At 40.3% G+C, this 12,516-nt stretch carries 12 protein-coding genes; 1 reads left to right on the forward strand and 11 read right to left on the reverse strand.

Features of this window, described 5'->3' with window-relative positions:
• Positions 1 to 2 precede the first annotated feature (2 nt).
• The 3 genes from HH219_RS06420 to hrpA form a co-directional block, all read right to left on the reverse strand.
• Complete coding sequence (locus tag HH219_RS06420; protein WP_169326957.1) at positions 3 to 299, reverse strand: PilZ domain-containing protein; 297 nt, start codon at positions 297 to 299, stop codon at positions 3 to 5.
• Between the two features lie 9 nt (positions 300 to 308).
• A complete protein-coding gene (locus tag HH219_RS06425) occupies positions 309 to 707 on the reverse strand; it encodes a response regulator (protein WP_235575787.1) in 399 nt (132 codons plus the stop codon).
• 67 nt (positions 708 to 774) lie between these two features.
• Complete coding sequence (hrpA, locus tag HH219_RS06430) at positions 775 to 4,662, reverse strand: ATP-dependent RNA helicase HrpA (protein ID WP_169326958.1); 3,888 nt, start codon at positions 4,660 to 4,662, stop codon at positions 775 to 777.
• Between the two features lie 951 nt (positions 4,663 to 5,613).
• Between hrpA and HH219_RS06435 the strand changes: the two genes are divergently transcribed.
• Positions 5,614 to 5,907, forward strand: a complete 294-nt coding sequence (locus HH219_RS06435) for a hypothetical protein (protein WP_169326959.1) — start codon at positions 5,614 to 5,616, stop codon at positions 5,905 to 5,907.
• 56 nt (positions 5,908 to 5,963) lie between these two features.
• Here the strand turns inward: HH219_RS06435 and HH219_RS06440 are convergent, their stop codons facing one another.
• The 8 genes from HH219_RS06440 to pspA form a co-directional block, all read right to left on the reverse strand.
• Positions 5,964 to 6,308: a 4a-hydroxytetrahydrobiopterin dehydratase gene (locus HH219_RS06440; protein WP_169326960.1), complete on the reverse strand. Its 345-nt coding sequence runs from the start codon at positions 6,306 to 6,308 to the stop codon at positions 5,964 to 5,966.
• A gap of 9 nt (positions 6,309 to 6,317) precedes the next feature.
• Positions 6,318 to 7,115, reverse strand: a complete 798-nt coding sequence (gene phhA / locus HH219_RS06445; RefSeq protein ID WP_054206317.1) for a phenylalanine 4-monooxygenase — start codon at positions 7,113 to 7,115, stop codon at positions 6,318 to 6,320.
• Between the two features lie 202 nt (positions 7,116 to 7,317).
• Positions 7,318 to 8,499 carry a methionine gamma-lyase gene (megL, locus tag HH219_RS06450; protein WP_169326961.1) on the reverse strand — a complete coding sequence of 394 codons (1,182 nt, stop codon included), beginning with the start codon at positions 8,497 to 8,499 and terminating at the stop codon, positions 7,318 to 7,320.
• Between the two features lie 147 nt (positions 8,500 to 8,646).
• On the reverse strand, positions 8,647 to 9,672 hold the full coding sequence (locus HH219_RS06455; protein WP_169326962.1) for a TIGR01620 family protein: 1,026 nt from the start codon (positions 9,670 to 9,672) through the stop codon (positions 8,647 to 8,649).
• Entirely contained in the window at positions 9,669 to 11,084 is a 1,416-nt protein-coding gene (locus HH219_RS06460) for a YcjX family protein (RefSeq protein ID WP_197279086.1), read from the reverse strand. Before HH219_RS06460 ends, HH219_RS06455 begins: the two co-directional genes overlap by 4 nt.
• Positions 11,085 to 11,141: 57 nt before the next feature.
• Positions 11,142 to 11,543, reverse strand: coding sequence for an envelope stress response membrane protein PspC (gene pspC / locus HH219_RS06465; protein ID WP_169326963.1), 402 nt, complete (start codon positions 11,541 to 11,543; stop codon positions 11,142 to 11,144).
• A complete protein-coding gene (gene pspB / locus HH219_RS06470) occupies positions 11,540 to 11,773 on the reverse strand; it encodes an envelope stress response membrane protein PspB (protein ID WP_054206313.1) in 234 nt (77 codons plus the stop codon). Before pspB ends, pspC begins: the two co-directional genes overlap by 4 nt.
• 62 nt (positions 11,774 to 11,835) lie before the next feature.
• Positions 11,836 to 12,495 (reverse strand): phage shock protein PspA, encoded by a 660-nt coding sequence (pspA, locus tag HH219_RS06475; protein ID WP_054206312.1) that lies wholly within the window; start codon positions 12,493 to 12,495, stop codon positions 11,836 to 11,838.
• Positions 12,496 to 12,516: the final 21 nt, after the last annotated feature.

Here is a 12,516-nt window from a genome sequence, read left to right on the forward strand (position 1 = left end):
CGCTAGTTAAAATGCATGATTTCAAGTCCTGCTGTGACCGTGCCATCGTTTTCTTTGCTGGCGCGGATCACTTTAGCGGTCGCATCAAGCGGCGCTATATTTGCGCTTGTCGAATTAATATTCACTCTTACAATTGTGCCCACTTCAAGTAACTCATCTAAATGTACTGACAATCCTGTCGCACTTAAATCCACACACATCGCATCAAAATGCTGATCTGAAATTGGCTCTATTGTTACTAATTTTGCTTGTGCGTTGATCTGCATACGTTTGAAATTACGTTGTTCTTCATTAAGCATACTGTTCTCCTAAACGACCGTGTTTATTTTTTCTAATAATCCACCCACTGAAAAGGGTTTTACGACATAAGCGTCACAACCCGCTTCAAAGCCGGCTTTTTGCTCTTGTTCTGACTCTAATCCCGATACCATAACAACAGGTATATGACGCGTTTCTGGCGTATTTTTCAACATCCTACATGTATCATAACCATCTAATCCCGGCATACACACGTCAAGCAAAATTACATCTGGTGGATTGGCTATCGCTGATGATAAACAGTGAGTTCCAGAATCAGCATAACTTAGTTCAAAACTTGCTGATAGTGCGCCTTTAAGCATTTCAAAATTAAAGTACTCATCATCAACAACAAGCAAACGTAGATTTTTTTTATCTGCTGAGGGCATAGTAAATATTTGTTCCTTCATTATGTTCAAAAATAAATCCTTCCTTTAAGGTACTCAGCTTGCAATAAAATGCAAGCTTAAATATTGATCAATCATGCTCTTTTAATGCATTCAGAACCCTCTTTCCTGATATCGGGTAAGGTGTCCCTAACGTTTGTGCAAATAAGGACACTCTCAGTTCTTGCTGCATCCAAAAAATTGTCTGTAACGACTCTGGAATAGGCATCCCTTGTGGTATCTTTTTAAGGTACTTCTGGTACTCTTGCGCTACTTTATCTAATTCAAGCACGCATAACCTGTCACGGTTTGGGTCAACGGGTAGTTTCTCTAAACGCTTTTCTATTGCTTTTAAATAACGGATTAAATCACTTAATTTATCTGCCCCATGATTGGATACAAACCCCTTAAACACTAGAGATTCTAATTGGCTTTTAATATCACCGTGCGCCGTTATCATAGTTAAATCTACACGCCCTTTCATCTTTTTATGCAACGCATGCGCAATACTTAATACTTGCTCCACTTGCGTTGCAATAGCAACGACAGTATCGCCTAACTCTCCACGGACCTGTTCCTTTACTTGTTCAAACGCATGCTCTGTTCGTACATCACCGAGTTTTACAAGCAAACTATCTACCCCTGCTGCAATACAATCATCAATTAAATCAGCGACTTTACCGAATGGATTGAAATATAGACCTAATTTAGCTTTGTTGGGTAAGTTTTGTTGTAAATATTTTATCGGCGAAGGAACATTAAGTAACACTAATCGACGTAAACCTTGCTGATGAGCAGCGTGTGCTTTGATCTCATTATCGAACAACTCAACTGCCGCAGATGATTTTTTATCCACCAGTGCTGGGTATGCTTTTATCTCATACTGGCCTTGTTTTTTCACATACGAGAGCGGTAATTTACCAAAATCCCATGTCAGTAAATCGCTCTTTTCAATGCCTTTGTCAGCCACTTTTGATAGGGTTTGTGTCACTTTACCTTGCAGCTGTGCTTTTAATTTAGCTAAATCCATACCATGTGCTAACACCCCCCCTTTTTCATCGCGTACTTCAAACTGCAAACGTAAATGAGTGGCAAGGGTTGTTAAATCCCATGCATCAGGCTCAACCTTAACGCTGGTCATACGCAACAATCGTGTGCTTAACGCTTCCAGTAAGTTCCCCTGCATAGGCTCTATAGCAGCCAATACCGCATCTGCATAGTTGGGTGCGGGTACAAAGTTACGACGCAACGATTTAGGAAGTGACTTAATTAAGCCACAAATTAATTCATGACGAAATGCAGGTATATGCCAGTCAAAACCGCTTTCTTGCACTTGGTTTAATAGTGCGACAGGAATTTGCACTGCTACACCATCAACTGCTTGGCCTGGATCAAAGTGGTAATTCAGCGGTAACATTAAATTACCTTGCTGCCATACATCGGGATAATCAAACTCAGTAATGCTGTCTGCACCGTGCTGCATCAAATCATCACGGGTCATTTGTAAATAATGTTTGTTTTGCTGCTTTTGCGTTTTATACCATTTGTTAAATGCCGTTCGATTATTAATATCGCTCGGAATTTTTTTATCGTAAAACGTATATAAAGTTTGTTCGTCGACTAAAATATCGCGGCGTCGGCTTTTATTCTCAAGTGTTTGAATATCTTCAATCAACTCGCGGTTGAATTGTAAAAAACCTTCGTTTTGGCCTAAGTCCTGTTCAACAAGCGCGCTACGAATAAATAACTCGCGACTCACTTTAGGATCTATATTGCTGTACACACAGCGGCGCTTTGAAACAATGATCAACCCATATAATACTTGCTGTTCAAATGCGATGACTGCGCCTGGTTTTTTCTCCCAGTGCGGTTCACTGTAACTACGTTTTACTAAATGTTGTGCTAACGGCTCAACCCAATCAATATTTATTTTGGCATTGACGCGCGCATATAATTTACTGGTTTCAACAAGCTCAGCCGACATTAACCACTTAGGGCTCTTTTTAAACAATCCTGAACCTGGGAAAATATGAAATTGACTGTTTCGTGCGCCTTTATACAGTTGCTTTTCATCTTTAAAACCAATGTGACTAAGCATGCCACTGAGTAATGCTTGATGCACTTTATCGCCATCAGCCACGTTTGTTGTGGCTTTCATGCCCATTTCGTTGCATACCGTACTTAGCTGATAAACAATGTCTTGCCATTCGCGAATACGCATATACGCGAGCATATCTTTTTGACACAACTTCCTAAACTGGCTATTACTTAGTTCACTTTGCTGCTCTTCTAGGTAATTCCATAAATTTAAAAAGGCAATAAAATCTGAATCAGGGTCGTCAAATCGGCCATGTTTTTCGTTGGCCGCTGCACGTTTTTCTTGCGGCCGCTCTCGTGGGTCTTGTATCGATAGCGCCGCAACAATAACAATCACTTCACGTAATGCACCTAACTTATGCGCCGTTAACACCATTTTAGCCAACCGTGGATCAACGGGTAAACGGCTCAATTCTAAGCCTGACTTAGTTAGCTGAGTGTCGCGATTACTCTTGGTCGGTTTAACGGCTTCGAGCTCTTCTAATAATGTTAAGCCATCGTTGATATTACGGCTGTCCGGCGCTTGTACAAACGGAAATTGCGCCATGTCACCTAGGCCTAATCCCAACATTTTTAAAATAACAGACGCTAAGTTAGTACGTAGTATTTCTGGGTCAGTAAATTCTGGACGCGAATTAAAATCATCTTCAGCGTATAAGCGAATACAAATACCGGCTTCAACACGCCCGCAACGCCCTTTACGCTGGTTTGCACTGGCTTGTGATATTGGCTCAATTGGTAAACGCTGCACTTTAGTGCGGTAGCTGTAACGACTAATACGCGCCGTGCCTGGGTCAATTACATAACGAATACCCGGTACAGTTAATGATGTTTCAGCCACGTTAGTTGATAAAATTATATGACGACGGCTATGCGGAGCGAAAATTCTGTTTTGCTCTGCATTTGATAATCGCGAATAAAGTGGGAGCACATCAGCCCCTTTTAAATTACGTTTACTCAATGCATCAGCAGTATCTCGAATCTCCCGTTCACCATTTAAAAAGATTAATATGTCACCAGGGCCTTCTTGGCACAACTCATCAACGGCATCAAAAATACCTTGTAGCTGATCGCCTTCGGCTTCCATATTCTCTTTGTCAATTTCAATCAATGGCCTATAACGTACATCAACTGGGAATGTCCGCCCTGAAACCTCAATAATTGGCGCATCATTAAAATGTTTTGAAAAGCGCTGTGGATCAATGGTTGCAGATGTAATAATAACTTTTAAGTCTGGGCGCTTTGGTAATAAGTTTTTTAAATAGCCTAAAATAAAATCGATATTTAAACTGCGTTCGTGAGCTTCATCTATGATGATAGTATCGTATTGATTTAAAAATCGATCTTGCTGAATTTCGGCAAGTAAAATACCGTCAGTCATCAATTTTATATAACTATTATTAGACACTTGATCACTAAAACGGATTTTAAAACCTACTTGCTGACCAAGCTCACATTGCATTTCATGGGCAATACGATCCGCAACTGTTCGCGCGGCTAAACGCCGTGGCTGGGTATGCCCGATGTAACCATCAACACCACGACCCAGCTCTAAACACATTTTAGGTATCTGTGTGGTTTTACCTGAACCGGTTTCACCAGCGATGATCACCACTTGGTTATTCGCTATCGCCTGTTTAATATCATCTTTTTTCTGACTAACAGGCAGCTGCTCTGGGTAAGTAACTTTTGGCAATTGAGCTAAACGCACCTCACGCAATTGTTGACTGCGCGCAATGTCAGCGGTGATCTTTTCAAGCACTGCAATTTGTTTTGTTTCATCAGTTATTTTTTTTATGCCATGAAGGCGTTTTTTAAAGATGAATTGATCTTTTCTTAAGCACGTTTTGAGTTCACCAAATAATTGACCTAGGTTTACCACCCCGACTACCTTATAAATTTGAATTAAAGACGCGCAATTATAGCAAACTTCACCGCTGTGGTTAACTTTGCCGCAATATTAAATTTTATAATATATGCCCAAATCAGCTCAAGCTGAAATCGATACCCTCTCTAGAGCGTGTTGACCTTTCGTGATTGATTTTGCAGCAGTATGTTTGGTATTTAGGCAAGGCAGCGCCTATGGTGTGTGGTGTTCCCCATAAATAGGCGATAACGCAGTATAAATGCCAAACATGCGCTGCCCAAAGGGTTCTTCCTAGGGGCGATTGACTCTTTGTTACCTACATGGAGGTAGATAAAGGGCGTGAGCAGGACGCGGAAGCTTTGCTTGGTTTTTACTTATTCTCACATGGATGTGATCCAGTAGAATAACGCAGGAGCAGTTATCGAGCCCGCTAGGTTACAAACCTCGCGCCGCGATTGAATCGCCCCTAGATTGAACAAATTTCAATCCACAAAGGTCAACACGCCCTAGCTTCTAATTAGGATCACTGCTTGAGTGGCTTGAGTATACACATCATTTTTAAATTGATGATGGTATTAGTCTAACGTCTATACTTACCTCTAACTTTTTAATTCCTTTATGTGCAATTCACAGGGTCATGTAAAATTAACGAGGTAATCTGTTTAAACACCTGTTCAGGCACATAGCGTGAGAGCTGAAGCACTATGTAATTGAATTCATAAAAATAAAAGTCATCTTAAAGTGAAAATAAACACAACCTAATATAAAACTGACTTAAATCACTACTGAATAATAATTACTAAAAAACCATGATCTCACATTGAATTTATCTATTTTTAGTTCAATATTATTATAAGTAAAAATAACAACATACATCAGATAATTTCACTTTGAACATTAATGTGGTTAGTATGATAATTCTGTAAGTTAATTTCACTGGATTCTTTAAGTGCCATGGGAAGTTTTATGTCGGAAAAACCTTGGATCAAGATTTATAACGAAGTCGATACAGATTGTATTTTAGGTAATAAAGAAGGACTTATAACACTTAGAAATGCGATTGATTATACTTTGGAAAACCGTATATATGCTGTGGATGATAACTTTCAAGCTGATTTCAAATCGATAATTCTTGTTAACAAAAACTGGCAAGAATCTAAGCCAGAAACATTTGCCTCCTGGAAAACAACGTTACTTTTTGTTGCTTTAACTGGCTGGGCTGTTGTTTTACCAATATATGCTATTTGGACACTTGTTTAATGAAAAAAGGCGCATTAAGCGCCTTTTATGTCCTTTGGGCAGAACTGTGTATTGACTTATAGTGCAGCGAATACTTCATCTGTTTTTGCAGCACAGATAAAATCATTCTTATGTAGCCCTTTAATAGAGTGGCTCCACCATGTAACTGTTACTTTGCCCCACTCAGTTAATAAACCAGGGTGATGGCCTTCTATCTCTGCCATATCACCTACTTTGTTTGTAAATGCGATGGCTTGTTTAAAGTTTTTAAATTTATAAACTCGCTCTAATTGCATAATACCATCACGTACTTCAGGCACCCAGTCTGGGATCATTTTAATTAACTCTGCCAGCTCTTCATCCGATACTTTTGGAGCATCAACGTGACAGGCTTCGCATTTTTGTGCGCTTAATGATGACATCTTAAATCCTTAACTTGCTAATTTTTCTTTAGGAGGAAATTTTGGGTCGTGTAACCCTAATTCTTTTGCTTGCTCTACTAATGCCATAATATCCAATTGTGAAATATCAAACAAATCATGGATAGAATTAATGGTGTAGTACAAAGGCTGCATAATATCAATTCGGTACGGCGTACGTAATACGTCAAGTACATTCATTGCGTTGATTTCAGGCGTATCTGAATACACATACTGTGTTTCGCCAGGGCTTGATAAAATACCACCGCCATAAATGCGCAGTCCATCGTCTGTTTGCATAAGTCCAAACTCAACGGTAAACCAGTACATACGTGCTAAATAAACACGGTCTTTCTTTTGCGCTGCATAACCTAGCTGTCCATATTTATGCGTAAATTCAGCAAAATCTGGGTTTGTCAGCATAGCGCAATGACCAAATATTTCATGAAAAATATCAGGTTCTTGTAAATAATCAAACTCTTCGCGACTACGGATAAATGTCGCAACTGGAAATTGCTTGTTCGCTAATAAACGAAAAAACTCGTCGAAGTCAATTAACGCAGGTACTGGCGCTACTTGCCAACCTGTTGTGGCTAGCAGCACTTCGTTGAGTTCACTTAATTGTGGAATACGATCATGGGGCAAGTTTATTTTTTTTAGGCCTTCCATGTATTCATTACAGGCTTTGCCTTCAATGCATTTAAGCTGACGCGCGACCAGTTCTGACCATATTTTATTTTCTTCATCGCTCCAATGTATCACACCATTTTCATCTGGTGTTCTGGAGGTGTATTTACTTGCTTTAGCCATTATAACCTTCTTGGTGTTAAACCGAACCTGTTGCAGTGATACTAAGCAAATGTAAGCCAAAGTTTAATAGCAGAGCCAATATCTGCGCAGGCCATTAACACGCCTTTTGTATACATTTACATACACTAAAAAACAGTTAAGTTTACACACCAAGTAGATTAAAGGCTAAAAGCGATAATTACCGTAAACATTTAATTACAAATCAAGTTATACAAGTAAAGGCGCGGTTAAGATCACTTATAATATCGTTAACATCCTCTAAGCCAACTGAAAGTCTAATTAATCCATCACTAATACCAGCCGCTGCACGCTCTTCTAGAGTATAAGGTGAGTGCGTCATCGATGCAGGATGTTGAATAAGTGTTTCCGCATCCCCTAAGCTTACTGCTAGCGTGCAAAGCTCAGTGCTATTAATAAACTGCTCGCCATCTTTAAGGCTGCCTTTAAGCTCAAATGCAATAACACCACCAGCCGCCTTCATTTGATTACCAATAAACTTAAACCCAGGGTGTGACTCTAGACCCGGGTAATAAACCGTATTCACTTGTGGGTGTTGCTCTAAGAACTCGGCAATTATTTGCGCACTTTCACAATGGCGCTGTATTCTGATCGCCAACGTTTTTAAGCCACGATTAATCAACCAAGCGTCATGGGGGCTGATGGTCGCCCCAATATCTTTGAGCACCGTCATCTTAATTAATGTAATGTGCTCTTGACTACCACACACAAGCCCTGCCACAACATCACCATGACCATTTAAGTATTTAGTCGCGCTGTGAACAATTAAATCTATGCCATAATCAATGGGCTTTTGCAGTAACGGTGTGAGAAAGGTGTTATCGATCACACTGATTAAACTATGTCGTTTTGCAACTTGCCCTATTAGTGCTAAATCAATTATTGCCATTGTTGGGTTTACAGGTGTTTCAGCAAAAATCATTTTTGAATTAGGTTTTATAGCATCACGCAATGCCTGCTCATCAGTCATATCTACAAATGTGACGTCAATTCCCCAGCGCGGCAACATGTGAGCAAAAAAGGCAAACGTACAGCCATATAAGGCACTTGATGCCACTAAATGATCACCTTGCGATAAGAAGCTTAATACCGACGCCGAGACAGCCCCCATACCGGTCGCTGTTGCAGCTGCCGCTTCGCAGCTTTCTAACTGCGCCACTTTTTGTTCCAGTTCGGTTGTTGTTGGGTTGCCTAATCGAGTATAAATATACCCCGGCTCTTCACCTGCAAAGCGTGCAGCTCCTTGTGCGGCGCTGCTAAAATGAAACGTTGAAGTTTGATATAAAGGTGATGTGAGTGCACCATGAGGATCGTTGGCTTTTTCAGGACCATGGATGCACTGGCTGTCGATGTGGAGTGTATTCATTGTTATTGCTCATTTTAATTATTATCAATAGGTCATAATTAAACGTATCGCGCTCTAAAGCACAAGCATGCCGGATGCTCAGATGGCTAGAGTATGTACAGGATCTTAGGGAGACTGTACATATATGTTGTCAGTCCCCCTTTTTTGTTACTCATCTTTTGATACAGACGGCTTTCGGCCCATGATTTTACTGGCAATTAATTGCGCTGTTCCTTTAAGCAAACTGCGCTTATGCTCAAGTCGCGGTAACGGACGACTTAGCTCCATAGCTTTATAACCGATCCGTGCGGTAAATATCCCAGCACTTAAGCCCTGTGCTGCACGCCCTGATAATTTGCCTAAAAGCTCAGCACTCAGCGCCGTTGCAGCTAAATCAGATACTAACTCTGCACTACCAACAAACATCACTTGTTTGATCAACATACGATAAAGTTTAATACGACTGGCGTAACCAAAACCGATACCGTAGATTTTGCCTATTTGCTCAATCAATTTAGTGCCACGCCACAACACTGCCATCATATCCACCAACGCCAGAGGGCTCAATGCCACTAACAAACCCGACTCAGTAGCAAAGCGGTTAATGAGCTTTTTAGCTTGCGTATCTTGCTTCACTAGTAAACTATCTGCGTACAAAGTCATAATTTCTTTATCACTATGATGACTATCAATACTTGCTTTAAATTCATCAAATCCTGTTAACTGCTGATGCTTATTAAGCTTTTCAAGCCAAGGCAATGCCCCGCCTACTTGCTCACTATTGAGTAAACGGTCTGCTTCATGGCGATGTAATTGATTGCGTTTTAAGCTACGTAACATTCTATACTCACGCCACAGTAAACGCCCTAATAACAATACACCGCTGAGCACAGCTATTAAATATACGCAACCAAAGATGATTGATTGCTGGAAGGTAATAACCATTGAAAATATAAACTCAAGGAGCACCAAGCCAATAAAGCTCACAGCAAATACCCCTTTGAGGGTTTGCCATTTTGACTTTTTATACACTGGGGCTAAATCAATATCAGCTTCAGGTAGATCATCAACACTGTGCTCATACTCACCTTGATCAATCACTTTTGCAGTGGTTAATTCGGGCTCTTTTTCTAATGGCTCTGGCGCAGTATCAATACGTCGGCCAGCTTGAAAACGTGAAGCTGTCTCGCTCATGTTAGTTTATCTCCTAAAAGGTACTGCATGACATGATCTAAACGTATATGTTTTAGCTGCTTGTCAGGGCTTGGCATCGGCGAGAATGATAAAAACTCAAAACCATGGCTTGGCCATTCATCTTTATTAAGCATTCGCATTGGTGGTTGTGGCGGTAAATAAGTTAACCATTGCGACTCTAATAACGGCAAGCCATAAATACAATTAAGTGTTTTGCCTTGTTCCGTCACTTGTTTTGGCATGGTGGCAGTGATTGATGACATTGCCATTGTTTCAATTTTTACACCATCAAACTTTAAGTGGTTACTTTGCTCATGAACTAATGAATCCAGCAGTAGGGCCAAATCTTTATGATGAACACCACTTATATGGTCTGATTTATTGGCCGCAAAAAGTAACTTATCTATATTCGGTTTAAATAAACGTTTTAAAAAGCCTGTTTCACCATAATTAAAATGTGCGAGTAATTGCTTTATTACATCGCCCTGCTCTTGCAGTGTTTCAGGTCCTTCATTCAGCGCGCTCAGTACATCTACTAATACAATCTGCCTATCAAAATGTCGAAAATGTTGGCTATAAAAAGGCTTTACCACTTCTTTTACATACGCATCAAAGCGTTTTTGTAAATGCGCTAAATTAGAACCCGCAATCGCGTCCTCTGTATAGCCTGCAACTGGAAAAAACAGTAACAGTGGTGCGCCTTGAAGTTCTCCAGGCATTAACATCCGCCCAGGTTGCAACATGGCAAGTTTAGTGTCTTTTTTAAGGCCAACAAGCAAAGCTTGATATTGTGTGGCAATGTCACTTAACGCGCTCTCATCTACTGGCGCATGTAAATCAAGGGCTGCAAGTGCAGTTAAAAATGCCTGTGACTTTTCCACTCGTGGAGGCTGTTGCAATAACGCGTATTGTTGCTCACTCCATTGCCGATAACTTTGCTGTAGCATAGGTAAATCCAGCAACCACTCACCGGGGTAATCAATGATATCTAGATACAAAGTTGACTGCGGTGAAAAGTGCCCTCGTAAACCGCTATCGCTACGATACTTGATTGCAAGGCGCAGGGTATTAATACGCTCAGTAGATGACGGCCACCTTGGTTGCCCTTCTGTAGGCAGTAATGCACTCAAAGCTTTAGGATAATCAAAAGTAGGAATTGTCAGGGCTTCTTGTGGAACTATTCTTGTAGCGATATGACGCTGCTGTTGCATAACATCAAAAAACGGTAAGTTTTTTTCATTCGCCTGGCTAGTCAAATGTTTCACTAAAGCTGTAATGAACGCAGTTTTACCACTGCCACTTAAGCCTGTAACCGCTAATTTTACATGCTGATCTAAACTGCGATGTACGGCTTTTTGCGCTCCGCCCTTTATTTTTTTTAATGTGCTTTTTGCAAATGAAGTGTTAATCATAATGATTGAGCACCTCAGCGGCATAAGTATTAGGCAGCTAAAGTGCTATTGAATCCTTTAAAGCTTATTAATTTCACGGCTAACCGTAAACTCGGTTGAAGTAACGTAGCGTTCCATATCTTGTAAACGTATATCAACACGATTTAAACGATCTTTCAAATCTTGTAAAGCGCGACGAGGCGGCTCACCTTTTTGCCATACTTTAAATTTTACTTCTAACGGATCGTCATGCTTACTTGAATGGTCTTTAAACTGTGTCGACGAGTCTTTTTTGTCTAAAATAAACCAGGCTGCAATATACGCCACTACAAATAATGGACCGCCAGTCAATAAGACTGCACTGACAAATATAATGCGAACTAACCATAACTCCATATTGAAGTAATCACTTAGCCCTGCACATACACCCGCTATTTTTCCACGTTGTGGGTCTCTTAATAATTCGCGTTTGGTACTCATACTTTACGCCTCCACTGTGGTGCCTCTTGATCAAGCAATGCTTCTAATGTTTCAACTCTGTCGGCCATTTTTTCAGCTTTTTGTGCAAGTTCCAGCAGCTGGCGATGTTCGTGTTCGCTCAAGCCTTGGCTTACTTGTTTTTTACTACGATAATGTAAAATCAACCACAGTGGCGCGACAAAAATCGTAAACATAACAAATGGTACAATTATTACCTCTGAATCAAACATAACCCTCTCCTGACAATCCGTATTTGATAGTTTAAGCAGGGGCACACGGGCCCCATATATTTTTATTTATCAGCTAACTTCTTTTTGAGTGCTGCTAACTCGTCATCAATTTGCTCATTTTGTTGCAAGTCTGCAATCTCATCAGCCAATGACTTTTTACCTAAATCGTACGATTCTACTTGTGATTCTAGACCATCAATCTTCGTTTCGTAACGTTCAAAGCGATTAAGGGCATCTTCAACTTTAGAGCTATCCAATGCTTTTTTCACTTCAAGGCGTGACTCTGCAGAGCGTTGACGTAAGATAATCGCTTTTTGACGCGCTTTTGCATCTGCAAGCTTATCTTGTAACGTACTCACTTCTTGCTGTAATTTGTCAATGTGTGTTTCAACATGACTTAATTCACTTTCAACGGCTGCTACCGCTTCAGCAGATTTTTGCTTCTCAAGTAATGCTGCACGAGCTAAATCATCACGATCTTTACTCAATGCGAGTTCAGCTTTATCTTGCCACTGAGCTACTTGCGCTTTTAATGTATCTACACGACGCACTAATTCTTTTTTCTCTGCTAACGTTTTAGCTGAGGTTGAACGAACTTCAACTAACGTGTCTTCCATTTCTTGAATGATAAGACGTACCATTTTTTCAGGATCTTCTGCTTTATCTAAAATGGCATTGATATTAGAATTAACGATATCTGCAAAACGCGAAAAAATTCCCATAATATTTACCTCTGTGATGTT

This window comes from Pseudoalteromonas sp. NEC-BIFX-2020_015 (assembly GCF_012952265.1).
GTDB lineage: Bacteria > Pseudomonadota > Gammaproteobacteria > Enterobacterales > Alteromonadaceae > Pseudoalteromonas > Pseudoalteromonas neustonica.

Excerpts from the sequence above, each read along its gene's own strand:
- phhA (WP_054206317.1), bottom strand. The coding sequence starts at position 7,115 with ATGGCTAAAGCAAGTAAATACACCTCCAGAACACCAGATGAAAATGGT.
- HH219_RS06425 (WP_235575787.1), bottom strand. The coding sequence starts at position 707 with ATGAAGGAACAAATATTTACTATGCCCTCAGCAGATAAAAAAAATCTA.
- HH219_RS06420 (WP_169326957.1), bottom strand. The coding sequence starts at position 299 with ATGCTTAATGAAGAACAACGTAATTTCAAACGTATGCAGATCAACGCA.
- HH219_RS06435 (WP_169326959.1), top strand. The coding sequence starts at position 5,614 with ATGTCGGAAAAACCTTGGATCAAGATTTATAACGAAGTCGATACAGAT.
- megL (WP_169326961.1), bottom strand. The coding sequence starts at position 8,499 with ATGAATACACTCCACATCGACAGCCAGTGCATCCATGGTCCTGAAAAA.
- HH219_RS06460 (WP_197279086.1), bottom strand. The coding sequence starts at position 11,084 with ATGATTAACACTTCATTTGCAAAAAGCACATTAAAAAAAATAAAGGGC.
- pspC (WP_169326963.1), bottom strand. The coding sequence starts at position 11,543 with ATGAGTACCAAACGCGAATTATTAAGAGACCCACAACGTGGAAAAATA.
- HH219_RS06455 (WP_169326962.1), bottom strand. The coding sequence starts at position 9,672 with ATGAGCGAGACAGCTTCACGTTTTCAAGCTGGCCGACGTATTGATACT.
- pspA (WP_054206312.1), bottom strand. The coding sequence starts at position 12,495 with ATGGGAATTTTTTCGCGTTTTGCAGATATCGTTAATTCTAATATCAAT.
- HH219_RS06440 (WP_169326960.1), bottom strand. The coding sequence starts at position 6,308 with ATGTCATCATTAAGCGCACAAAAATGCGAAGCCTGTCACGTTGATGCT.
- pspB (WP_054206313.1), bottom strand. The coding sequence starts at position 11,773 with ATGTTTGATTCAGAGGTAATAATTGTACCATTTGTTATGTTTACGATT.